Annotated in this window: 19 protein-coding genes and 1 tRNA gene; 5 read left to right on the forward strand and 15 right to left on the reverse strand. The window is 52.1% G+C overall.

From position 1 onward, the window contains the following. Positions 1 to 132: 132 nt before the first annotated feature. The 15 genes from LG202_RS12825 to LG202_RS12895 all read right to left on the reverse strand — a co-directional run bounded on the left by LG202_RS12825 (position 133) and on the right by LG202_RS12895 (position 18,487). A tRNA-Met gene (locus tag LG202_RS12825) sits at positions 133 to 209 on the reverse strand. Between the two features lie 164 nt (positions 210 to 373). Further along, positions 374 to 1,147, reverse strand: coding sequence for a 3-deoxy-manno-octulosonate cytidylyltransferase (gene kdsB / locus LG202_RS12830; protein ID WP_230348779.1), 774 nt, complete (start codon positions 1,145 to 1,147; stop codon positions 374 to 376). Continuing rightward, positions 1,147 to 1,329 (reverse strand): Trm112 family protein, encoded by a 183-nt coding sequence (locus LG202_RS12835; RefSeq protein WP_230348780.1) that lies wholly within the window; start codon positions 1,327 to 1,329, stop codon positions 1,147 to 1,149. Before LG202_RS12835 ends, kdsB begins: the two co-directional genes overlap by 1 nt. A gap of 3 nt (positions 1,330 to 1,332) precedes the next feature. Continuing rightward, the gene (gene lpxK / locus LG202_RS12840; protein ID WP_230348781.1) at positions 1,333 to 2,340 is read right to left on the reverse strand and encodes a tetraacyldisaccharide 4'-kinase; all 1,008 of its coding nucleotides are present in this window, start codon (positions 2,338 to 2,340) and stop codon (positions 1,333 to 1,335) included. 27 nt (positions 2,341 to 2,367) lie between these two features. Then, complete coding sequence (gene msbA / locus LG202_RS12845; protein ID WP_230348782.1) at positions 2,368 to 4,119, reverse strand: lipid A export permease/ATP-binding protein MsbA; 1,752 nt, start codon at positions 4,117 to 4,119, stop codon at positions 2,368 to 2,370. A gap of 19 nt (positions 4,120 to 4,138) precedes the next feature. After that, complete coding sequence (locus LG202_RS12850; RefSeq protein WP_230348783.1) at positions 4,139 to 4,561, reverse strand: ExbD/TolR family protein; 423 nt, start codon at positions 4,559 to 4,561, stop codon at positions 4,139 to 4,141. Beyond that, the gene (locus tag LG202_RS12855) at positions 4,558 to 5,172 is read right to left on the reverse strand and encodes a MotA/TolQ/ExbB proton channel family protein (RefSeq protein ID WP_230348784.1); all 615 of its coding nucleotides are present in this window, start codon (positions 5,170 to 5,172) and stop codon (positions 4,558 to 4,560) included. Before LG202_RS12855 ends, LG202_RS12850 begins: the two co-directional genes overlap by 4 nt. A 38-nt stretch (positions 5,173 to 5,210) precedes the next feature. After that, entirely contained in the window at positions 5,211 to 6,959 is a 1,749-nt protein-coding gene (locus LG202_RS12860) for a DNA internalization-related competence protein ComEC/Rec2 (RefSeq protein WP_230348785.1), read from the reverse strand. Positions 6,960 to 7,238: 279 nt separating this feature from the next. Further along, entirely contained in the window at positions 7,239 to 9,158 is a 1,920-nt protein-coding gene (locus tag LG202_RS12865; RefSeq protein ID WP_230348786.1) for a hypothetical protein, read from the reverse strand. Between the two features lie 8 nt (positions 9,159 to 9,166). Then, entirely contained in the window at positions 9,167 to 11,143 is a 1,977-nt protein-coding gene (locus LG202_RS12870) for a coiled-coil domain-containing protein (protein ID WP_230348787.1), read from the reverse strand. Continuing rightward, positions 11,140 to 11,835, reverse strand: coding sequence for a hypothetical protein (locus LG202_RS12875; protein ID WP_230348788.1), 696 nt, complete (start codon positions 11,833 to 11,835; stop codon positions 11,140 to 11,142). The genes LG202_RS12870 and LG202_RS12875 overlap by 4 nt, the downstream gene beginning before the upstream one ends. Before the next feature lie 13 nt (positions 11,836 to 11,848). Beyond that, positions 11,849 to 13,012 (reverse strand): SH3 domain-containing protein, encoded by a 1,164-nt coding sequence (locus LG202_RS12880; protein WP_230348789.1) that lies wholly within the window; start codon positions 13,010 to 13,012, stop codon positions 11,849 to 11,851. Between the two features lie 85 nt (positions 13,013 to 13,097). After that, positions 13,098 to 15,725, reverse strand: coding sequence for a DEAD/DEAH box helicase (locus LG202_RS12885; RefSeq protein WP_230348790.1), 2,628 nt, complete (start codon positions 15,723 to 15,725; stop codon positions 13,098 to 13,100). Further along, positions 15,716 to 17,467: a site-specific DNA-methyltransferase gene (locus LG202_RS12890; RefSeq protein WP_230348791.1), complete on the reverse strand. Its 1,752-nt coding sequence runs from the start codon at positions 17,465 to 17,467 to the stop codon at positions 15,716 to 15,718. The genes LG202_RS12885 and LG202_RS12890 overlap by 10 nt, the downstream gene beginning before the upstream one ends. 78 nt (positions 17,468 to 17,545) lie before the next feature. Continuing rightward, complete coding sequence (locus tag LG202_RS12895) at positions 17,546 to 18,487, reverse strand: helix-turn-helix transcriptional regulator (RefSeq protein WP_230348792.1); 942 nt, start codon at positions 18,485 to 18,487, stop codon at positions 17,546 to 17,548. 106 nt (positions 18,488 to 18,593) lie between these two features. Between LG202_RS12895 and LG202_RS12900 the strand changes: the two genes are divergently transcribed. The 5 genes from LG202_RS12900 (at position 18,594) to LG202_RS12920 (ending at position 23,210) form a co-directional block, all read left to right on the forward strand. Continuing rightward, a complete protein-coding gene (locus LG202_RS12900) occupies positions 18,594 to 18,770 on the forward strand; it encodes a hypothetical protein (RefSeq protein ID WP_230348793.1) in 177 nt (58 codons plus the stop codon). A gap of 121 nt (positions 18,771 to 18,891) precedes the next feature. Then, a complete protein-coding gene (locus LG202_RS12905; RefSeq protein ID WP_230348794.1) occupies positions 18,892 to 19,968 on the forward strand; it encodes a CBASS cGAMP-activated phospholipase in 1,077 nt (358 codons plus the stop codon). Further along, the gene (locus tag LG202_RS12910; RefSeq protein WP_230348795.1) at positions 19,961 to 21,100 is read left to right on the forward strand and encodes a CBASS cGAMP synthase; all 1,140 of its coding nucleotides are present in this window, start codon (positions 19,961 to 19,963) and stop codon (positions 21,098 to 21,100) included. The genes LG202_RS12905 and LG202_RS12910 overlap by 8 nt, the downstream gene beginning before the upstream one ends. Beyond that, positions 21,100 to 22,740: a ThiF family adenylyltransferase gene (locus tag LG202_RS12915; protein ID WP_230348796.1), complete on the forward strand. Its 1,641-nt coding sequence runs from the start codon at positions 21,100 to 21,102 to the stop codon at positions 22,738 to 22,740. The genes LG202_RS12910 and LG202_RS12915 overlap by 1 nt, the downstream gene beginning before the upstream one ends. Beyond that, positions 22,728 to 23,210, forward strand: coding sequence for a Mov34/MPN/PAD-1 family protein (locus LG202_RS12920; RefSeq protein ID WP_230348797.1), 483 nt, complete (start codon positions 22,728 to 22,730; stop codon positions 23,208 to 23,210). The genes LG202_RS12915 and LG202_RS12920 overlap by 13 nt, the downstream gene beginning before the upstream one ends. Positions 23,211 to 23,490: the final 280 nt, after the last annotated feature.

Genomic DNA, 23,490 nt, shown 5'->3' on the forward strand with positions numbered 1-23,490 from the left:
CTTTCTAACTAACTTCGCTTCACATCACCTCGTTCAGCGAGCCGCGCATTTTACAGACCTTTTCGATCCAGTCAAGCAGTTTTTTTAACTTCATTCAAAACTTGCTTAACAGCGCTTACTACTAAAATCGTTTGGTTGCGGGGACAGGATTCGAACCTGTGACCTTCGGGTTATGAGCCCGACGAGCTGCCAGACTGCTCCACCCCGCGACCGATGTCGTTGCAACTCACTTCGTTTAGATGTGTGCTGCGTCGAGAGGTGAAACTATAGCAAAACTGAAACTTTGATGTCAACGCATTTTTCAATCAATCTATATGACATCGAGCTTATTGGTAGCGCTATTCACTTGCAATCAAGTGCTTAGCATTCACAATCACAACAGTTTATTTTCACTACTGATTACAACCGAACGTACATAAGCAAGATCAGCCTCTGTATCCACGCCACTGGCGGGGGCCTTTTGTGTAATTTCCACGCTAATTTTGTATCCATGCCAAAGGACTCGTAACTGTTCTAACGACTCAAAGTGTTCAATCGCTGAAGGCGTCAGGGCCGCATAAGCACGCAAGAAGCCAGCACGGTAAGCATAGATACCTATATGTCTATATATAGGCATATCAGCAGGAATATCTTGGTTAGCGGCAAATGCATCACGAGGATAAGGAATAGGAGCACGACTAAAATAGAGTGCGTGCCCTTGGTGATCAAGCACTACTTTGACAATATTAGGGTTGAGGATAGAGGCTGTATCATGGACAGCATGACACGCTGTTGCCATTGAGGCCTCAACATGAATAGCAAGGTTACTGGCAACTTCGCGGATTAAGGCAGGATCTATGAGCGGCTCGTCGCCCTGCACATTAACAATGATCGTGTCATCACCCCATCCTTGTTGCTGCACCACTTCGGCAATACGATCTGTACCCGATACATGATCAGCGCGGGTCATGATCACATCATAACCATAACTTGCTACAGCATTGCGGATAAGCTCATGATCCGTGGCGACGACCACTTCAGTCGCCCCACTGGCAAGAGATTGCTCAATCACCCGAACGACCATAGGTTTACCGGCGATATCGAGCAACGGCTTGCCGGGCAAACGACTGCTGGCATAGCGGGCAGGGATCACGACCTTAAAAGACATTACTCAACCTCTTCTTCAGCAGGCAACTTACGAGCTTCATCTTCCAACATCACAGGAATGCCATCCTGGATAGGGTAGCCCAATCGACAGGGCTTACAAATTAACTCCTGCTCCGGCTTTTTATAATGTAATGGTCCTTTGCAAATCGGGCACACCAGGATTTCCAGTAATTTTGCATCCATTGATCAAGCTTCCTTTTCTATAAGTCGCGTCAGACGCGCTAGTATCTTTTCTGCAAGTGCTCGATCTATCTCGGCTGTGATCGGCATAAACCACCAGTTGTCCCGAGCAAAGGTCGTGCACTTGACCGCATCTTTCTCTGTCATGAGGACGATGTCATCCTTGGCAAATTGGAAATCATCCGCGCTGTAAGCATGATGATCTGGAAAAGGGTGGGCCTCAACAACAAGGCCCAATTGTTCCAATTGACTAAAAAAGCGATGAGGATTGCCAATGCCAGCGACAGCGTGCACGCGCTTACCGATTAGCTCACTCAATTCCATCCGATCTTCCGGAGCACGCAACTTGCGTAGATGATCGGGCACAAGGTGCATGAGATAACCACCCGCTGCTGGCGCCCCGCTATTGAATACAACAGCATCTACCTCTTCAAGGCGTGCGCTGGTTTCCCTGAGAGGCCCGGCAGGCAATAGCTGTCCGTTACCGAATATGCGCTCGCCATCAATGATGACGATTTCCATGTCACGCTCTAATGCATAATGCTGCAAGCCATCATCGCTAATAATGAGATTGCACTCTGGATAGTCTCGCAGTAAGTGACGAGCTGCACGCGTACGCTTACGCCCTACATATAAAGGCAAACCAGTACGCTGAACCAATAAGACCGGCTCATCTCCGACCTGCTGCGGCAGACTATCCTTTGTCACTTGGTGAGTATGAATCACGTTGCCGCCGTAGCCACGGCTAATAATGCCGGGGTACCAGCCATTTTGACGCAACTGCTGCACCAGCCAAATAACGAATGGTGTTTTGCCAGTGCCGCCGACATTAATGTTGCCAACGATAATAACGGGCACTGGCAGCTTCAACGATTTAAACAAGCGCAAACGATAGGCCAGCCGGCGCATCGCAGTCAGGATGTAGAACAGCCAGGAGAATGGCCTAAGCACGACTTGCCAAGGAGTATGTTCGTACCATTGGCGCTCCAGCCAACGGCTGAATGACTGGTTCATCGTCAGCGACTCCCAGTAAAACGACTATTAATGAAACTGTTTCTGGTAAAGCTTGGCGTAATGCCCACCCAATGCCAACAACTCGTCATGACTACCCCCTTCGATAATCTGCCCCTGCTCCATCACCATAATCCGGTCTGCGTTTTCTATGGTGGACAGTCTATGAGCAATCACAATCGAGGTCCGGTTCTGCATTAATTCATCCAGCGCAGCTTGCACATGACGCTCAGACTCGGTATCCAATGCTGAAGTGGCTTCGTCTAACAAAAGAATAGGGGCATTCTTGAGAATGGCGCGTGCAATTGCCAAGCGTTGACGCTGTCCACCTGAAAGTCGAACCCCCCGATCACCAATTTCGCTCTGCAAGCCATTAGGTAACTGCTGGATAAAATCCCAGGCATGCGCAGCCTGAGCTGCGGCAATCACTTCTGCCTCTGTCGCATTACGCAACATGCCGTACGCAATATTATTGAATACCGTGTCATTGAAGAGGACTACATCCTGACTCACCAGGGAAAATTGTTGGCGCAGGTTTTTCAGGCCAAGTTGACGGATATCCACCCCATCAATCAGCACGCGCCCTTGTTGGGCCTCATAAAACCTTGGCAATAAATTGACTAACGTCGTCTTGCCGCCACCAGAACGCCCCACCAACGCCACCTTTTCACCAGGCTTGACTGTGAAATTCAAGTCGATCAAGGCCGGACGTTTGGCAGCGGGATATTGCAAAGAAACATGCTCAAACACAATCTCGCCTTTAGCACGTCCGATTTCCTGACCACCTTCATCCACCTCAGGAATGCTATCAATCAACTCAAACACGCTATGCGCAGCAGCCAAGCCTACCTGCAACTCCTCATTCAGACTGGTTAATGTTTTTACCGGGCCGATCAGCATCAGCAATGCCCCAATGAAAGCAGCAAACTCACCTGCACTAAACTTACCCACTGCATAAAACACCACCAAGGCCAAGGCAAGACCAGCCAGCAACTCAACCACCATACTGTTCATGCCAGAGAATCGTGCCAGGCGAATCTGCATATGACGATTCTTGCCTGCCACTTTGGCAAAGCGCTGGTATTCGTAATCACCGCCACCGAATATTTTCACCATACGCTGCCCTGAAACCGCCTCTTCAACCGCCTGCGTCATTTCGCCCATGGTTTGTTGCACGGCTTTGCCGGAGCTACGCAGGCGAGGCGTCATGCTCTTGAGATACCAAGCCATGGCTGGTGCCACTACTGCAAAAATCAGGGTAAGCTGCCAATCCAGATACAGCATGTATCCCACCATGCCAACAATCGTCAGCGTATCCCTCACAGCGCTCATCGCCACCTTGGTCGCCGCACCAGCCATCTGCTCAGTGTCATATGTGAGCTTGGAAGTCACCACGCCCGCAGAAATCGCATCAAAGAAGCTCACCGGCAAGCTCATCAGGCGGCGGAAAGTATCCTGGCGCAAATTTTCCACCACCCGCCGTGCAACCCAGCGCATGGCGAAATTAGAAATGAAGCCAGCCAGCGCACGAATAGCGAGCAGGCCGAACAGCATAAATGGCAGTAAGTGAAGTTTGCTAGAGTCCTGATTAACGAACCCTTCGTCAGTCACCAACTTAATAGTTGCAAGGAATCCGGTATTGGTGGCGGAGAAAGTAACCAGCGCAATGACGCTGATCAGGAATACAAGCCAGTAGCGGGCTGCGTATTTGAGAAGGCGCAGGTAAAGAACCCGCGCACTTTGCACGGAGGCGTCAGCCTTCCCAAGTGCATCTTTAGACATGATGAATACTTTTTAAAATTCAAGAACCAGAGCGTGCTTGTGTGGCGAAGGTAATCTGGCTATACCCGGCTTGGCGCGATGCCTCCATGACATTCACCACGGATTGGTGACTGCTCTTGGCATCAGCACTGATGATAATCGTGGGATCCTTGCCATCACCAACCGCCTTTTTCAAGGCATCAGCAATCCCTGCCACAGAACCATCTGCCACATCCTTGCTATTAACGACGTAGTGACCTGATTCATCGACACCAACATTAATCACCAATGGCTTATCCTGTGGGCTTTCCGCCTCTGCAGTTGGCAGGTTGATCTGCAACTCCGTCACGCGTGAGAAGGTTGCGCTCACCACTAGGAAAATGATGATCACCAATAGCACATCGATCAAAGGCACGAGATTCATCTCGAGATCTTCGTGCTTTCTACCTCGTTGGAAATTCATTCCTTGCGCTCACCATGGATAATTTCAACCAGCTTGACTGCCTCTTGCTCCATCTCGACGATGAAACCATCAATCTTGCCACGGAAATAACGATAAGAAATCATGGCAGGCACCGCTACGACAATACCACCCGCCGTATTGTACAGAGCCACGGAGATACCACGTGCAAACTGGGCGACATCATGGCCAGTCGCGGTAAATGCGCCAAACAGTTCCACCATCCCGATCACGGTACCAAGCAAGCCCAACAGGGGAGCTACTGTGGCAATCGTACCCAAGGTATTAAGATATTTCTCCAGCCTATGAGCTACAGCACGACCAGATTCCTCCACGGCTTCCTTCATAACCTCACGTGGTGCGCCCAGGTTTTTCAACGCACTGGCGAAGACTGTTCCTAGCATGGAGTGCTTTTCCAACCTGGACAACGCCTCTTGCGTGACACCAGCGCGGCCTTGACCCAACCAGTTCTGCACTTCGGGCAACAGGGACTTTGGCACAATCTGCTGCTCACGCAATGCGATGAGACGTTCGATGATAATGGCTACTGCGACGATTGAAGCAAAGATCAGCGGCCAGATTGGCCATCCTGCCGCTTTAATGATTTCCCACACAAAAGTGCCCCTAAGATGTTCTGTAAAGTGGCGTTACTTTATCGTGCGTTGCCAGTTTCAGCAAGGGAAGCTGATGTAAATCCAGCGGGCTGGTTGTACCAATAGCGCTGCGACTTTTCTCGCCAACCTGTCACACTGATCCCTTGATGCTGCCGAAAATCAAACAGCACTGCCCCATCATGGTCGGAACGATACAGACTAGCTCCTGCATTGGCATATCTGCTGACCACCTCATTCCGTGGATGATGAAAGCGATTGCGATACCCCACAGTAAAAACTGCCACTTGCGGACTAACTGCATGGATAAATGATGACGTTGAGGATGTGCGACTGCCATGATGTGGCACGACCAGCACATCTGCAGCCAGTGCAGGAGCCACGGTATCAAGCAAGTCAGCCTCGACAGAACGCTCAATATCACCGGGCAATAGCAATGTCCCCGCTGCACTGCGCACATACAGCACACAACTACGATTATTAGTTTTCACCCCAGCAGGAAGGCGAGCTGCATCAGCAGGATACAACATGGAAAACTCTACCCCATCCCAACGCCACTTCTGCCCGGCCTGACATGGAGAATGTGGCAATTTCGCCAGCTCAGACTTGTTAGCTGGTAATGAGCTTAGTAGCCAATTAACTGGCAATGCCGTCAATACGGAGGCCAAGCCACCAGTGTGATCCAAATCGTCATGACTCACGACCATGCCATTGAGGCGGCGAACACCAACACCATTCAGGTAAGGCACGATCACCCGGTTGCCACTATCACTTTCACTTGAGAATGTGGGGCCCGTGTCATACAACAACACATGCTTCTGTGTAGCTACGACCACCGCCAAGCCTTGACCCACATCTAGCACAGCCACTCGCATATCACCATAGGCTGGGCCAGGAGGCGCATTAAGCAACAATGGCAACAAACCCGCCAACCCGAGCCATCGCAACGGCATCCCCTTAGGCAACAATAAACAAGCCACCCCAGCCATTGCCAGCAACATCACTGGGGTGGATGGAATGTGTTGCTGCCATATTGCTGACGGCACCTCGCTTAACCATGCCAGCAACTGCATGGCTAGCTGCATGATCCAATGCGCCAGCAACAACAATGCATCTAACGGCAAGAAGCTACCAAGCAACGTCAATGGCACAATCACCAGGCTAACCAACGGAATGGCAAACGCATTAGCAATCGGAGAAATTAATGATACTTGTCCAAACAACATTAGCAGGACAGGAATCAAGCCTATCGTCACCGCCCACTGCGTCATGACCGCATCACGCAGCCAGTGCGGCTTATGCAAACGACCACTCATTGCGTAAGCCATGACTGCGACAGCCCCGAACGACAACCAGAACCCCGCCGCCAACACCGCCCATGGGTCGATCAACACGACGACCAACAAGGCAAGTAGCAACACTCTACCTATCTCCACCCGGCGCCCCGACCAGAACGCGAATGCCATGACCGCTAGCATATATAAAGTACGCTGTGTTGGAATGGAAAAACCGGCCAGCAGCGAATAGGTAATCGCTGTCACCACACCTGCGACCAATCCCACCTTGCGCACTGGCCAATACAGCGGCCCTTTTGGAATACGACGCCAGAGGCCAGCAGCCAACGTATAGATCAGCCCGGCAAGCATGGTGATATGCACTCCGGAAATACTGACAAGATGCACAATCCCGGTACGCCGGAAAACCTGCCAATCCTGCTGGCTGTGGTCTATGACATTAAAGTCCTGGTCCGTGCCAATAAGTTCTGTTCTGGCGCCGTTGTGACAATACATTCTGGCCCACAGCGGCTTTTTAGCCGAGCAGTCGTGACATTAAAGTTCTGGCCCGCCTTGCTACGCGGCCTGTTTCGACAATTTTGCCGATAGAGCTAGAACGGGCTCTTGACTAGCAGTTGGCTAGCTTGCCCTGATCGCACCTCGTACAAATCCTGAAGATTTGCTCATTTCTTAAGCAAATTTGCGACGAGATGACAATAAGTTCTGCTCCAGATTTCGAGATGACATTAAAGTTCTAATCTGGAACTACATCTACATGAGCTCAAAGCAACCAGCCTAGTGAATACTCGCAGGTCTTTTTCTTTGCCCTTGAACCCGCATAACCACAACGTCGTATACAGTCGTTTGACCAGGAGGCGTCCAAGTCTGTAATGAAACTTGCTCTGCAAGATGGGGCTGAGCACCATTTCTATCGAATAAATCCAATACAAGGAGAAATCCGAACGTGACGTTTGTCGTCTGGTATGCGGCAGTCTGTGGCCCGTGGAGATGTATGATGTCCTCGTGGCTTAGATCCCGCATCGTTCGCTTCACCTCTGTGACCGTGCTGACACCTAACGCTGAAAAATAAACGTCAGCTCGTCCAGCACCTTGATCACGAACCTCCATCTTCACATGGTTATGAAGACTAGACATCCTCAACAACCGGAAGTAATCTTTCTGGAGAGCATGCTCAAGTGGGAGGCTTTCTGGGCTACGGGCGAAAAGGTAATCCCCATCAGGATCACTTGCAGTACCTGTATCGTGTCGGTGGCTCAAGAAATATACCGAGAGAATTAGTATCGCCGTGAACAATGACCTGGCACTACTCAAAGTTGAGTAGTGCCGATTTCTTTCCATCTTAGTGAGAATGCCTTCAACAATCTGTGCGATTATGGGATTCTCGTTTGCGGAGAGGTCAGCCACCGTGGATTGAAGTAATGCCGCGACGCTTTTTCTAGCTTCCAGAGGCACTCGGCCGGCATCGAGTATTGCTTGGAGCGCCGGCCCGTCACTCCAGCCCTCGAAAGGGTGGTGCAGCAAACTCGCCTCGCGAGCCTGATATACCGCTTGTCGCATAGCCTCTGCATCTGGCAACAGAGGTGAACCCTTTTTTTCATCTATCCATTGATCAAGCTCATCCAGATGCCTTCTATTCACCAACAATGAGGCTGCTAATTTCGGCCGAAGGATAAGTTCAATCCCTGTATCGCCCTCTTTGAACAGGATGGACTGACTTGCTCGATAGACTGCCAGCAGTTCGTCCTCTATGATTCGAACTGCATTAATCCAAACTCTTTTGTTGAGCTGAGCCCCCAAGGTGCCGAGCTTTGAGGCCAGTAAGGTCCAATGCAAACGCTCACTCGACTGCATTCCTAGCCACGAAGAATGGAGTTCATCGTCAGACCCAAGGTATGCAGAATACCTCCAAGCGGCGTCAGATAAGCCAGCAATGTCTGCAATGGGATTATCTGTAAAGCCATCACGGTGCACTTTTACAAGGATGTCGAGACAGAACACGTAAAGTTCGGCGTCGACACGTTCTTCGCTAAACTCTAAAGAAGTGCCGAACCAATAGAGAGCATTCTCGAACGCCTTTGCAGCCGAGTCAGCGGTCACGGCATCTAGGCCAATCCTCAACTCGTCGAGACCTAACGCCATGGCAGCTTCATCTTTAACTTCGCTGAGCGCCAACAGAGCGTTTAACTTGTCGCGAAACTCTGGCTCCGGAGAATGCGCCAGCATGACTCCAAGTATTTTCGCAGCATGCCGCAAGAAGTGCGGCTCATCATCAACGTCCAGATCAGCAAGGAACCCCTTTAGTCTATGCAGCAAGCCTTTCTGACTTTGTGCCAGAAGTAGCATGCCATGCAGAGCCTGAGCTCTGACGCCATAGCTTAAGCTCTTATTATCCGTGCAGCTCAGGAATGTATTCCACAGTCGCCGCCGGAGCACGTCACCAAGATCCTGCCTGGACAAAAGAGATACAACCTCCGCTAAAGTAGCAGGGTCGCGGGTAGCGGAGATAAGCTCCACCAATAAATCACCAGCTATTGAGTCTTCAGCCTGCGCGCAAAGCCAAGAGAATAGGCGAACAGCATAAGGTCCGTTCGACTCTTGCCGAACAAGCTCTACGATTTTTCCTCGATCCAAACCTACCGACTGAATGGATTGATTCCGCAAAACCGCTGCGTTCAATGAATTTGTGTCTGCCATGCCCGGACCTAGAACAGTGAGTCAGAACCCTTAGCATGTCTACGGTGGGAGTTCGGCACAACACCTTCCAGCTCCTTTCGATAAATCGTGCCAATAAACACTTGAACACCCCCCATTTCACGCGCCACCCTCGACACGCTAGCCAACATCTCATGGAAATCCGTGTCAACAACCTCCTCCGCACCAGGTGAGTCAAGGATTAGTAGTCCGGGATGTCGCCCCATCCCCCTCGCGCGAGCAACTTCTACAGCGGAAAGTGCGGCAGCAATCTTGACACGAAGTCTTTCCCCCTTGGTTAAGCGGGAAAAGCTAGTATCTGCTCCGCCTTGTAGCAACTTAAGGTGCCCTTGACTGTTCAAGGTTGCTTGTGTCAGGTTTCTAACCCCAAAGGCTGTAGACAAACGCTTGATAGCATCAGACACGTCCTTAAGGATCTCCGCTTGAAGTCCATCTATCAAGGCGCGCGTCTCTTTTTCGGCAGCGGTCAAAACTCGCCTATCCTGCTCCTCCTTAGATTTTGTTGTGTCATCTGGATCAGGGCTACCGAGCAATGCTCGTAACTCCCTAGCCGTAGCATCAAGCTCAGCGAAGCGGAGTTCTGAGTCGTCACTTTTCTCACCCAACACTGCTTGTACACCTTCAAGTTCAGAAGCTAGGGCATCACGTGTCTTTTCCAGCTCACGCAGCCCCATACTTGCGGACTTCACCTCGCACGCGGCAATTTTTCGTGCACTGGATATTCCCTCTAAATCATGTTCCGCTTCTGTCAGCCGATCGTCGGATACGTCCTCCTCTGTAGGATGAAGCTCGGATTTACAAAGGAGACAGTTCGAATCTGCGAGGGGAGCGGCATGCACCCGAAAGTCCGCTGCGCAAGCCGGACAGTGTTCCGGCCGAAGGCTACGAAAGACGTAACCCGCATACTTCTCATCTTTGAGTTCTTGGACGAGACGCGCCTGGGTGGCCCATTCACCTTCAGTACGATCACGATGCTCAATGAGGTCTTGCAGAGCGTTTCGCGCGGCCGTTACCTCAATCTGCTTGTCGGCGAGCTTAGAATCAAGCTCAGACATTCGGCGACGCAGCGCCGTTCTTTCAGCAACGGATGAAGATTTTTCCTGGATAGCCAAAATCTCCCGCTCCACTTCTTCCAGACGATTGCGAAACACGGTAAGAGGAGAGTCTAGGGGTTTTGAAGATGGCGCCAAGATCTTCTTCGCGGCAGTTATTGCAGTCAGGGTAGATACCCAAGGCATTCCAATGAATAGTTGTAACAGTCGGAGCGGAAGCCCATCAACGAGCAATTCCCCGAAAAGTGCCTTGGCTTCTGCATTACCGCCTATGGTCAGCGCACTGGCAATTACGGGCCAGCTATGCTCGTAAGGCGTACCGGCATCATTGACCGCATATATTTTGGAAAAACCCAACTCCTCCATAAATAGGTTCTCTACATGCCCCTTCAGCCCCGACAGCCCTCCGTCATACAAGACAGTCCAGTTCGCATCAGACCGCCTCGTTAGTTTTGCAGACCCTGTACTTGCGCTTTGGTCCCCACTTTGCTTTGCAACGGCAATGCGGTAGTCAATCTGGTCGATCCGGAGGTCGACTTCCACACTTGATAACCAACGCCACACATCGGGCTTGATGTCACTGGGGAAATCTCCTTGTAATGCAGCCTTTAGAACATTCAAGACGGATGATTTGCCTCGTAGGTTGACATCAGACATTACCGCCCATAGCCCAGTATCCAGACCATTCCAATCGAAGCGAAAAGGAGTAGAACCTGTATTCTCTTCTTTAATGCCTGCAAATGAAATCGAGGTGAACGTTACTTTCCTGGCACGTGGGACCGTCGCCTGGGCCCGCACCCCGTATCGTCTAAGGGTCTCCTCCACAACGCTTCTCTCTAGTTGTGAAGCGTTAACAATCGCATCTATCCAATCACTTTCACTAGCCAGCCTCACGGCCAAACCCTGCGTACTCATGTTTGAGCCCCCCTCAGCCTATCCAGTCTGGCTTTAACCTTGCCAGCAATGCTCGGTATAACAGCACCTTGTGGTGTATTGCTGTACTCATCATGTTCATACTGCCAACCCTTCAGCTTGGAGCCGCTTTTGGCGAACGCCACTCTCATTGCTAGCTGGACTCGATCTCTGTACCACTCGAGATCGGGAACTTCTGCTATGGCAGTTTGCAGAAAGGAGAATGCCTTGGGATAGAGATGGTAGTCGTATCGCTTGTTCGCTCCATCTTTTACGAGTTTCATTGGGCGTACCAATCCGAAGGCATGGAGAGTCGCGAGTGCAGTCTCGATCTTTTGATATGCGCCATAATGCCAACGAACCATACTGATCACCCGTACCGATGGCTCTTCATTAGCGAAGATAGCCTCCACGATGCGAAGCAGCTCACCGTCATGTTCGGCCTCGCATAAATCCAAAAGTGCATCAGCAAGGTAGTCTGGATAGCGAATCAAGAAATCAATCGCCATCAAGCGCTTTTCACTCTGAAAGAGATGCGTGGCTCCATCAGCAGCAGGCTGCTCTAAAGCCTGACTTCCTCCTGCAAGGATGAACAGCAATCGGAGTGCATCCCGGTGCCGTGTGCCAGGTGCCGCAGGCATTGAGTAACAATTGGCAGCTGTAGTATCTGAGGAAAGCGGAATCGATTCGTTCAACGTATTGCCTCCATCAACCCTCGCGAGAATAGCTCGCTGGCACGCGCTCCAGGTACTTCTTTAAGACCCAGCCCGTTCTATATTCCTCGTGCAGCCAGTGGTAGTACTCAACCTCAATCCACTTTCCCTTTTTATCCAGCGCCTTCACGACTTCATTAGGTAGAAGCTTACCTTCCACCCCAGCGCCGTGCTCGGGCTTTGAGCGCACCGTAGCGGTTCTCTCCCTAACAACAAATCGCTCATCATGCGCCTGAGCAGCAGCGACTAGCGCCCGCTCAAGAAGGACCGTGAGACTACGGATCTGATTAGCTTGAATCTCCAGGATTTGGAAGGTTTGGGTCTGAAATTCCTCAGCCTTCCTTTTATCCTGCTGACTGGATGACTCTTGATAAATAAAAATTAGGAAGGTCAAGAGCAGACTCAATATAGCCAGCGCATCAGACTGCTTCCGACTGAGGAGCCCTTTTTCCGGGAGCTCACCGGCTTCATGCAAAGTGCCATCGGGATCAATGCCCAGATGCGCAAGTTGCCCTTCCAGGCCTTCCTTGCCCAGCAGCTGTGCGAGTGCCCCTGCTGAGCTCCAGTCGATGGCGGGCAAAGCCACCTTGCCGAATTGGTCTTGAAGCTCTTTGAGCGGGCCCACCAGACCCAGCACCTCACTGGGCACTTTCCACTGCTTGTTGGCCTGCTCGAATTCTTTCAGATAGCTCTGTAGGCTGGAACCGATAGCCGCGCGCTCGAATATCTCCCTGGTATGACGAGAAGCCTCAAGCTGCAAAACCCCAGTTTTAGCCACTGAACCCAGGACGGATGTCTGATCTAGTAAACTCCTGAATTGCTCAGTTATGGCTCCAAGCCCTGCAAATTCCTTGGCCATTCGGTGAGTTGACTCAGCAGCTATCAAGCTCTTACGGATGTCGGCCAAGGGTTCGAGCATTTTGCGAATACTCGCTTGTTGCTCTTGTTGCGCCGCCTGCCACTGTCGAATAGTTTGCATAGCGGCTGTGTCTTCCCCTAAGAGAGCCTTGTACTGGGAAGCCAGAGCCATCGCTGGGCTCTGAAGATCTTTGACTAGCTGCGCATACACTGATCCAACCTTCGATAGCTCCTGCCATTGCTTGGAGAGCGAATTAGCCTGGGCCAGAGAGTTACGCCAACTCGCACGATCTTCTTCCATGCGAGCCAACTCTCGAGCGACGCCCCCTACAGATCCAATAGCAGCTAATTTTCCGATATCAAGCGTCACTGTTTAAGCACCCAGCTCAAGAAAAAGCGTCTTTAATCGCCTGCCAGTTCTTATTCTCTACCCAAGCAAAACGGCAACGACCTCCACTACGCCGTGCCCAAAGCTCCCCGATCCGCTTTTTCTCCTTGCTATCGGAGCCGTCCGCAATGTGGTCGCCCTTGTACTCAACAGCGAGAAATACCCCAGACTTCATTTTCACAACGAAGTCTGGATAGAACTTGTCCGACGCGGTCTGCAACCAGAAGGAAGTTGGCTTCTTCTCGACGTTCCGTACCCACCATTCGACATCTGCAAGTTGGTTGGCGATGAACTCGGCACACTCAAACTCTTCGCCCTTGGCCTTTAGATTCCCGATGACCGGGAAGAAATGGCGCTTCAAGGGAATAAACCCAGCATAAGGGATGTCGTAGGCGTATCTGCCCTGTTCGAACACCACTGCGTGCTCATCTCGAATCTCGAACCGACTATCGTCTCCCAGCAAATCCTCAAAGACCCTCTGTTTCGCGAGCTTCAGCCCGGCGACCAGTTTTCGCTCCAAGGCACCTCTAAGCCGGAATTTTCGGTACGCCAGTTCGTCCAGTGTGAAGCCGCGCGACTCCATCAAGTAGGTCACCGCTGCATTCAGCCAGGCCGCTTTCTGAGGGCCATCTGCATAGGGAAAATAGATATTTCGATCCAGCCAATGCACCAGATCGGTAGCCTCCCAGCCTTGTTCATGCCCGAACAGCGCAAACTGGCTATCCAACCGGTCATAGACGTCGCACTCAATCCTCTCAAGCTGGGAAATGCTCAAGGACGCGCGGCGCATCGCCTCTACGTCATGAACGAACTCGGCTTCGGTCAGCTTGCAGTCGAACTCGTCAATCTCCCAGTCCGCGTCAAGAAGCGGCGTCTCATCGAAAACGTCAAAGAAACCTAGCTGGTTGAACGTCAGAAGAGGTACAGAGGCTGACTGACCAAGTTCCGCAGGCGTCTTCTGGCGAGCAGGCGGCGCCGCTCTCACAGCCATCTGAGTATCCAATTGCTCCCGAACTGATTTGGCTACCTCAGGCTGCTTGAAGGTTTCGGCGATCTGCTTAAGCTGGGCGGCCGTCACCGATCCTTTCACCGTCAATGTGCCAGCTTCCGGGGATAGCTCCACCTTGTCTCGCACTGATTTCGGCAACGCCGCAATCGCGTCCTCGTCGGGCATCGCAACCGTGTCACCGACCTCCGGTAAGGGAATAGTGAGGTCGAGCTCGTTAGCGAACAGGCCTCCAAGCTCCCCATCATCCTCATCCTGGGTGCGAATCAGATCTTTGGTTTCGAGCCGCTCGAACCCGCTCTGCACGAGACCATCCTTGAGGTTCTGAACGGTGGCAGCAAGTTCGTTCGAAACTACGTAGGCATAGCTTCGATTCAGTGCCTCTCGCTGCTTCCTGGACACGTGCGGCATCCGTAGTACGCGTCCCAGCACTTGCTCAACCGCGGTGGCCGATGTCGTATTTCGGAACGAGAATAGAACGTAGGCGTAGGGGCAATCCCACCCTTCACGCAGCTTATCTACCGTGATGATGAACTGCGGATAATCCGGGTCGCCAAGCTTTTTGCCGCTCAGCTCATCCAAAGCGCCGGTCGCAATGGCAATCGAATCAGCCGGAATGTTGAAATCGTCTATAAGGTGCTGACGCACCCGATCTGGCGTGAAGGTTTCCCGATCTTGAACTTTGCGCTCGGCCTGGATCAACATCACTACTGGGCTGATGACTTCGCCAGTGAACTGTTGTTCTTCCGCTGCCTCGTTCTCAAGCTGTCGCAAGCGAGCGATCGCCTCAGTCAAGGAAACACGCCATTCCGGATGGATTGCCAGTTCCAACGGCAGCTTCAGCATGTTCTCGGCTTGAAGGGTTGCGGCGGAAACGCTGCGCAAAACGTTGGATGGCTGGCTTGCTCGGTCTGGGGTTGCGGTAAGCTCAAGGATGCACGAGGGGTTCAGCCGAATCAGGGTATCTACCGCAAGCGGTGTTCCCTGGTTATGGGCCTCGTCCACGATAATGTAAGGACGCCGCAGTCGAATCACATCAAGAAGCGAACAGTCCCCTTTTTGCGCACTGGAGGCGCCATCAAAATGAGGCATCAACGCCCCATTCTGCCTGTACACCCGAAGCCCATCTGCCGTGTCACGCTTAAAGCTCTGCATTGTTGCAACAATGATGGTGTTGCCGGTATTCAGCGTGGCAGGTAGAACGTAGAGAGCCTCGTCAATGTCAAGGACGTTTACGGCACCAAAGAGCTCCCGCATGTCCTCATGCAGAAGCTCCCCCTTGGTTTTTAGGGCGTACAGCGTTTGTTCTCGAATTGGGTCTGATGGTACCAGCCAAAGAATCACCGAATGATCCGTAGCCAAGAACGATTCGTTGACGCGTTTGATCGACTGGCCTGCAATGCGTGTCTTACCCCCGCCGGTGGGTACCCGCAAACATACGTACGGAACTTCATCCGCACCAGGAAGTGGATGGTATGGAAGTGCATGGCCGAAAAAGGCGGTAGTGCTCTCAGCAAATGCAACGGCAGGACTCTTGACCTCTCGAGTACGAGCCAAAAAACTTGATAAGGCATCCAAAAGCTTCTGTTGATAATCCTTGAGGTTGTAAGTCAGAACCATGTTTTAACCGCCAATTCATAGGGAAGCTGGTGGAAAGTTATGCCAAGTTTTACCAGCTTTGATTTATCGAAGCGAGTCCGTGCTCCATAAACGACCATCGGACCGTCAAACTCCGGAACCTGTTTTTTCAGGTATGCGAAAGTTCGCGAGTTAAGAACATTCCCGCCTGTATCTGCCTTATCTTTAAGAATGCCGTTGTACAGCAAGAAGATCGCTCGACCTTTATGAAGTCCTAGATATGGAGTGGGCTTCTCATGATTTTTCAGCGCTGAGTCGATAACACCAGTCCCCGTCTCCATAAACCAGACAAACTCTGCCAACTGGTCGAAACCAATATCTGGTCGAATCTGACCATCGGCCGAAAAGAGTGGATCAGCCGACAATCGGAAAAATTGGAAACCACCTCCCAGGCCCTCAACATGTTCGCCTTTTACATTTTTATAGCCTTGAGATGCCTTTCTCAAGCGATCAGCCGTGATGTTTTCAGCAATACTGGATTTCATCTCCGCCAATATGAAGCGTCGATTACCGCCATCCGCAGCATTAAGCTTCAAGATCGCGTGACCAGTGGTACCAGAACCAGCAAATGAATCAAGAACTATGTCATCACCGCTAGTGGTGAAGCTTAATAGCTCTTCAATTAATTCTGTAGGTTTTGGGAAGTCGAAGGGTCGCTTATCCCCAGGGAACATGTCCTTAATTTCGTTAGTACCGGCACGTCCGTCCAACTCAAAAAGACTGGAAAGCTTTGCCCTATAATCTTTAACGTAGACTTTCAACTCAATTAGTTTTGTCTCATCATCGCCAAAAATAATACGTTTTTCCTCTAACAATCGGTTCATAGTTTCCGGAGGAAAACGGTATCCCATCATCGGCTGCGTGCAAGGCTTACCTGTGCTGGGATGAATGACATCGTATCTATAGCCCTCTTTACCTGGGTTATGCACGCTGCGCATTCCGGTGTAAATGCCCCCTGAGTCTATGAACTTATAATCTTGAAATGGCCACAACTGGTCTTTGTTTTTTCTAAACCATTTTGTATATTCAGCCTGTAGAACTTCCTGGTCCCCGTAATTCTGAATGAAAGAATCCCCAACCTCAAGCAATCTTGACTTTACCGTCAGATTGGTCGACTTCCACTCTTTCGGAAGTCGCTCTTTCTTGCGGGCATAGCACAAAATATATTCGTGTTCGATTGCGATATTCGTAGGGTTGTTGTCGGTCACGTTTTTCCAAACAACAGTTCCGACTCGATTTGACACTCCAAATATTTCATCCAGCAATAAGCGCAAACTTGCGTACTCATTTTCGTCGATGCTGACTAAGATCACCCCGTCTTCACGCAAAAATTGCTTTAACAAGAAAAGGCGGGGATACATCATGCAGAGCCATTTATCATGACGAGATAAATCCTCTGCTTCAGCGCCGACAACCTTTCCTAACCATGCAACGATTTCAGGGCTAGTGACGTTATCGTTGTAGACCCATCCAGTACGACTGCCTCGCTCATCTCGATCATCGACGCCTGTGTTATACGGGGGATCGATATATACGCATTTCACTTTTCCTGCGTAGAGTGGAAGTAGTGCTTTCAGCGCATGCAGATTGTCTCCTTGGACAAGCAAGTTCCCGCTTTCCGCATCACCGCACGACAATTCAGGTACTGGCTCCAACAGGCGGAATGGCACCTCCCTGTGATGAGTTTCAACAGCCTCTTTTCCGATCCAGTTCAACGTTGGCATTCAATTCTCAAATCTTATATTTTCTGATTAATCGCGCTTTTCACGCCTGCACTTTATTTCAAATAGCGACAATGCCAGCTACAACGCTTTGATCGGAGCGTTGGGTGCATCTGGCCTAGGATCGCGATATCCTGGAGCCAATCGTGCATTGCTTGCTCCGTACAGTGCCAGAGGATCCTTCAGCCAAAGAGCATACTCAAGCCCTTCAAGGCTGTGATCAGGAGAACAGTCGATCGTAGACATACGTAGCATGTAGCCCGCATTCGCTGCCCGGACTTTGACATGCAGGACACCCTCAGGCATGTCGTAATCCATCATCACCACCTCGGGGCGTGGGTGGTTTGGATGTGGGACCAGCTCAAGCTCAATGATCCGATTCCACTGGACGTCCTTTTCGACTTTCTCTTCCTCGCCGATGAGGCTCTCCTCTAAAACGACGGGACTTTCCATACGAGTGAGGACGAAATCACGGAATCCTTTACGCCTGCGATCAAAGGCCCGCACGTGCCATCTAATGCCGATGTCGACAAGGGCTATGGGAACGATCTCGCGTTCAGTACGACCACTTTCTACTGATGTGTAGACCAGCTTGACCGCCTTGCCGCGGTTGATAGCACGCGTAATAGGCGCCAAGACTGACATCTTGGGCTGATTCAGCGCTGTAGGAAATTCGCATCGGACCATCGACTTCAGGGAATCTCCCACCCCTTCACCAAACCCATGGGACAACGCGGTTAGTACGCGTTGCGGGGAATGGTCGAACAGAGGAACAAAGCTCTCCGTAGGGCGATAAACCTTGTCGACATTGTCAAGAATCAGGTTTTCAGGCGCGATCTCCCTGTACTGCGCGATGTCACGAGTAGCCGCAGCTGGACCAGTGCCAAAGCGGCCTACTACATCAGCACGTCGCAACTCCCCGAGGAAGTACAACTTGAAATCTATATGCGACAGGCGCTCACGCTGAGCTTGAGTCAGCTCATCCAGTAGCGCGCGTCGCTGTTCATTCGTGTTTGTAGTCATCCCGAAATAATAACAAACCATGGGACATAAGGCGATATATTTAGATGCTTGATCTAATCATTTTGATGATGTAAAGTGATCGAATAAAACATGAATGGAGGCTTCTATGGCAAAAAACAATCCCATCGGCGACGGCCGTCGAGTTGGCGCAGTGCGAGACCGCAGCCAAACCCAGACCCCATCCGGTCATTACGTCAAACGTGATACCGAAACAGGCCGCTTCCTGGACGTCAAGACGTCTGACAAGACCCCGTTCAAGGGTGTACGTCGCGAGAAACGGTGACCTGCATGCTAGATCAACGTCCATCTTGCACAGCACAGGCGGCTCGCCCGCCCCTGGCAAATCCCCTCCTGACCGAGCCTCTGCGCTGGTCCAACTTGCTCGCGATGAAGGAGAAATCCGGATGTTGACTGAGCACGACACTCATTTGCCGAACCTGGGCACAGAGCCTAGTCATGATCTGGGAAGCCAGACTGGCGCTACAGCTCCCTTCCATGTTTTAGCGCTATCCGGCGGTGGCTTCCGGGGGCTGTACACCGCTACCGTCTTGAAGCATCTGGAAGAGCAGCTAGGAACACCGCTGGCCAAGCGGTTCGATTTGATCTGCGGAACCTCAGCTGGTGGATTGCTTGCTTTGGGGCTCGCAGCCGAGATTCCAGCTCCCCAGCTGCAAGACATGTTCGAGCACCATGGCAGTCGCATTTTTGGTGGCTCGACGGGGGCCCGACGTTTTTTCCCTCAAATCTTCAAAGCCAAGTATTCGCCTGACGGATTAAAGGCTGTCCTGACCGAAAATTTTGGCGATCTCACCCTTGGCGACCTGAAGCACCGCGTACTTATCCCGACGGTTAATTACTCCAAGGGTAACGGGCAGTTCTTCAAGACGCCGCACTCACCAAGGTTCTTCATGGACTACAAGCACAAGCTTGTAGACATTGGATTGGCAACTGCTGCGGCTCCAACCTACTTCCCGCTGCACGCCATCGGAGAAGAAGGCGTCTTTGCTGATGGAGGGCTGGTCGGCAACTCTCCCGGCTTCTTTGGCTTACATGAGGCCCACCATGCCTTGGGAGTGCCGCGCGGGAAAGGAAACGTCCGAGTCCTTGCGATTGGAACGATGACCCTGGGGGCAACGAAGAGTGGCAGCACAGGCCTTGACTGGGGTATCAAACAATGGGGAGCACGAATCTTCGACCTCGTCATTTCTTCGCAAGAGCACTCTGTCGACGCGATGCTGAGCCATCTGCTGGATGAAGATTATGTCCGGATAGATGACCCCGCCACACCAGACCAGAGCAAGGACATCGCAGCTCTGGATGTGGTCAGTTCGGCCTCCATCCAAGTGCTGAAGAGCCGAGGAACACAGGCCGCCCGTCGGGCGCTGGGTGATAAAGCACTGACGCCATTCTTGAATCACACCGCCGCTACCCCCGTGTTCTTCCACGGGCCTAACAAAACCCTGGAGAACCACCATGCTTAATCTGAGCTCTCTCTTCTACTCTGGCGTGGAACAGCCTACGCTCCTGGATAACATCACCCTTTCGGATCGGCGTTGCGAGTTCATCCTCGAAGCCAAGGAAGCTATCCGTGCCCAGTTGCGCACGGGGCTCCCGGCCGTTCTTAAAGAGCTCGGGCACCCAGGGGCGGCGGTTCAACCGCGCTTCTTCACGCAAGGATCTTGGGCATACAAGACGCTCAACGCACCTGCGCACCCTGAACAACAAGCGGACATTGATGATGGCGCCTACCTGCCGCTGAGTTTCATGCGGCTCACCTCGAAGCCGAGCGTAGCCAGCAAGGTGTTTTTCGCGGCAGCTGAAACAGCCCTGATGCCGCTGGTTCAAGAACGCAAATGGCGCCTCATTACTGACAAGCCAACGTGCATTCGTATTGAAATAGCTGAGTTCGCGCACATCGACGTGCCTTTGTATGCAATTCCAGACGACCAGTTTGAGCAGCTGCGCAAAGCCGCTCTGTCTGCGCACGGCTACTACGCGCTTGATGAGGCAATGAAACGCGCCGAGCGCGATGCTTGGACCGAACTACCGCACGACCAGGTGCTCCTCGCTCACCGTGAAGACGACTGGTTTAAGTCTGACCCACGACCAGTAAAACGGTGGTTCCTCGGCGAGGTAGATCGACACGGCGAGCAATTCCGTAGGGTTGTTCGCTATCTCAAGTCTTTTAGGGACTGGCAGTGGGCGCAGGGTGGCCCTTCATCGATTCTTCTTATGGCTGCGGCGGCTCCTTTATTCGAGTCTCGTGATCGCAGAGACGACCTTGCCTTACTCGACCTGCTTGATAAGCTGCCAGGGGCCCTGCGACAAGGCGTTCTTTGCCCGACAGACCCCAATGAGTCGCTAACGGATCGCCTCGGAGCGCCCGGAGTTGAGGATGCCGCCAAAAAGCTGGAGCAGCTTGAGAAGTCGCTGCGAGGCGCGATTCACGCAAGCTCGCCAAGCCAAGCACTTAGCTGGGCACGCGAGCAGTTCGGACCAAGGTTCCCGAATGACCCTGAGCGCGTCAAAGTAAGTTCCGCTACAGCAGTGGTCCAAGCCACTCCGGCAGCGATTGTTTCAACGCCACTCGTAGGACGCACGCAGGCAGGCTGATGAACGACGAGACACAGCTGTCTAAGCTCACCCGCGCGATGAAATCGCGAGGGTTCACCTACCTAGGACGGGATGCGGGCGATTGGCTAGCGTTCAAGGGCGCATTGACAGCAGCAGGTACCACTCATGCAGCGCATGTAGCTGTTGATCCGACTGGGGTGGATCTTCCTAGGATTGGTGTAGAGCTGCCACTGGGAACACCGAATGTTTTGGCCCATGTCGGTGCTAACGGCCAAATCTGTTACGCCGCTCAAGGGAGCGTCGTACTGGATATTTTTGACATCGCTGGCCAGGCGCTGGGCTGCATTGATCGGGCCGAAGAAATCTTGGATCTTTCGTTGAGAGGCAAGATGGATCAGGACCTAGAGGACGAGTTCTTCGCGTTCTGGCACGGTGATCTCTGCTTTCTCGACATCTACCCCGGCGATCCTGGGGCACTCGACATCCTGTTTGCCAAGCGCGGCAATGCTGGAACAAGCGTCGTATTTGTCACAAACGATGTAACCCGCACTCGAGAGAAGCTTCAGGCCATGTCGCTCCAAGAGCGAGAAGTACTGAAGGGAGCTGCCTTCAGGGTAAGCACTTCCGCCAAACCAAAACCGTCACAAGGTGTGTGGCCCCCTCCAACGGTAGCTGCGCTATTGAAATGGCAGGGACTGCTTGATCCGTCGGCAAAGCGCAACATAGAACGCCGACTGCTTCAATCGATTGCCTCCAGGCGAAACGCATCACTGTGCGTCATAGATTCGCCACTTACACAGTACGCTTTCTGGACGGATTTCGAAACCGTGGATGATCAGGTCAATCGATCACGGCAAGATCCAAGAGTAAAGCTCTATTCCTCGAAAGTGTATCCAATGATTTCGATCAGAATGGACGACAAATACGTCGCCGAACGCAACGTGCCAGAGAGTCCAACTCTCGCCGGCAAGCGCATCGCCCTTATTGGGTGCGGCACCATAGGAGGCTTCCTGGCGGAATTGCTGGTGAAGGCTGGCGCCGGCCTGAATGATGGAGAGTTGGCTCTCATTGATCCGGATATCCTGCTCCCGCAAAATGTCGGCAGACACCGCCTAGGCCTAAATCGGGCATTGCAGTACAAGTCCAATGCGCTAAAAGAAGAGCTTTCCCTCGCAGCTCCGACAGCCAAGGTACGAAGCTTACCCGTGAAAGCGGAGGAAGCCGACTTGAACTCCTTCGATTTGATCATCAATGCAAGCGGAGAAGAGGCCTTGGGCCACTACCTCACACGTACGTCCACTGATTCGGGGAATTTTGTCCCGACTCTGTCGGTTTGGGTTGATGGTCCCGGAGTCGCAGTACGAGCACTGTTTCGGGATACTACGCAAGCAGCATGTACTCGCTGCCTTTCCGACACCCATCGAACCTCGCTCTATCCTGTAGTGAATGAGCCAGTGCCGATCGAGTTGGCGGGGCACGGATGCGAAAGCTTGTACGTACCTTTCCCTGCCAGCGTCTCGGTTCAGGCCGCGTGTCTGGCTATCGAAATGGCAACCAGTTGGGTGGCGAACCAACCTAGCCCACGGCTGCGTACCCGAGTGACTCGACACGGATTCAGTCAAGCAGCACCAGATGGAGATCCAGTGCGGCAACCCACGTGTGCAGCATGCCATTCGTAACCGAATGGTCCACTACGGATCAACGAAACCTGGTGGTTTTTGCACCGGATGTTCTCAAGGTTTTTAAGCATTATCGTCAGCGGTTTTTTTGGCAACCGGAGGGTGGGGGCATTCTCTTAGGGCGCCGGAGAGGCAAGCATTTGGAGGTCATGCTTGCAACCGAACCAAGTCATAAAGACAGGCGCTCAGCATTTTCCTTTGTGCGTGAAGCTGACGGGCATGCGGACATTGCTGAACAAGCTTGGCGCCAAGGCGAAAAGCTGATCGACTACCTTGGGGAGTGGCACACTCACCCGCAGAGGGTACCGACTCCGTCAATCATCGACCGGCACGAATGGGGGAAACTGACACTACAACGGTCTAAGTTGACGCCCATTCTAGTCGTCGTGGTCGGTACGAAAGCAATACATGCTGAGCTCATTGATGGCGTTCAAGATAAGATGCTGTCGCCAATCGGATTGTCGGAATAGGCCCTCCTACTCAACCGATAACTTATCGGGCTGAACTATGGTTTGTAGGGGTGCTGCTCTCGTACATCAGGACAACGAATCCGGCACCCAGGCGGCCAGCGGCCGCAGCAGCGTCCTGGAGTTGAATCTGCGCCCCATAGGGGACTGGTCGATGTAACGCCTGCAACTATCCCATCTTTGGGCTCAGTTAATCCTTCGCTTCATAGAGCACCTCCGATTCAAGTTGAAGCATCGATATATACCTCGTAACAGCTGAAAATAAAGAAGCCGCTCATGACAG

It is taken from the genome of Methylobacillus methanolivorans (assembly GCF_054588515.1).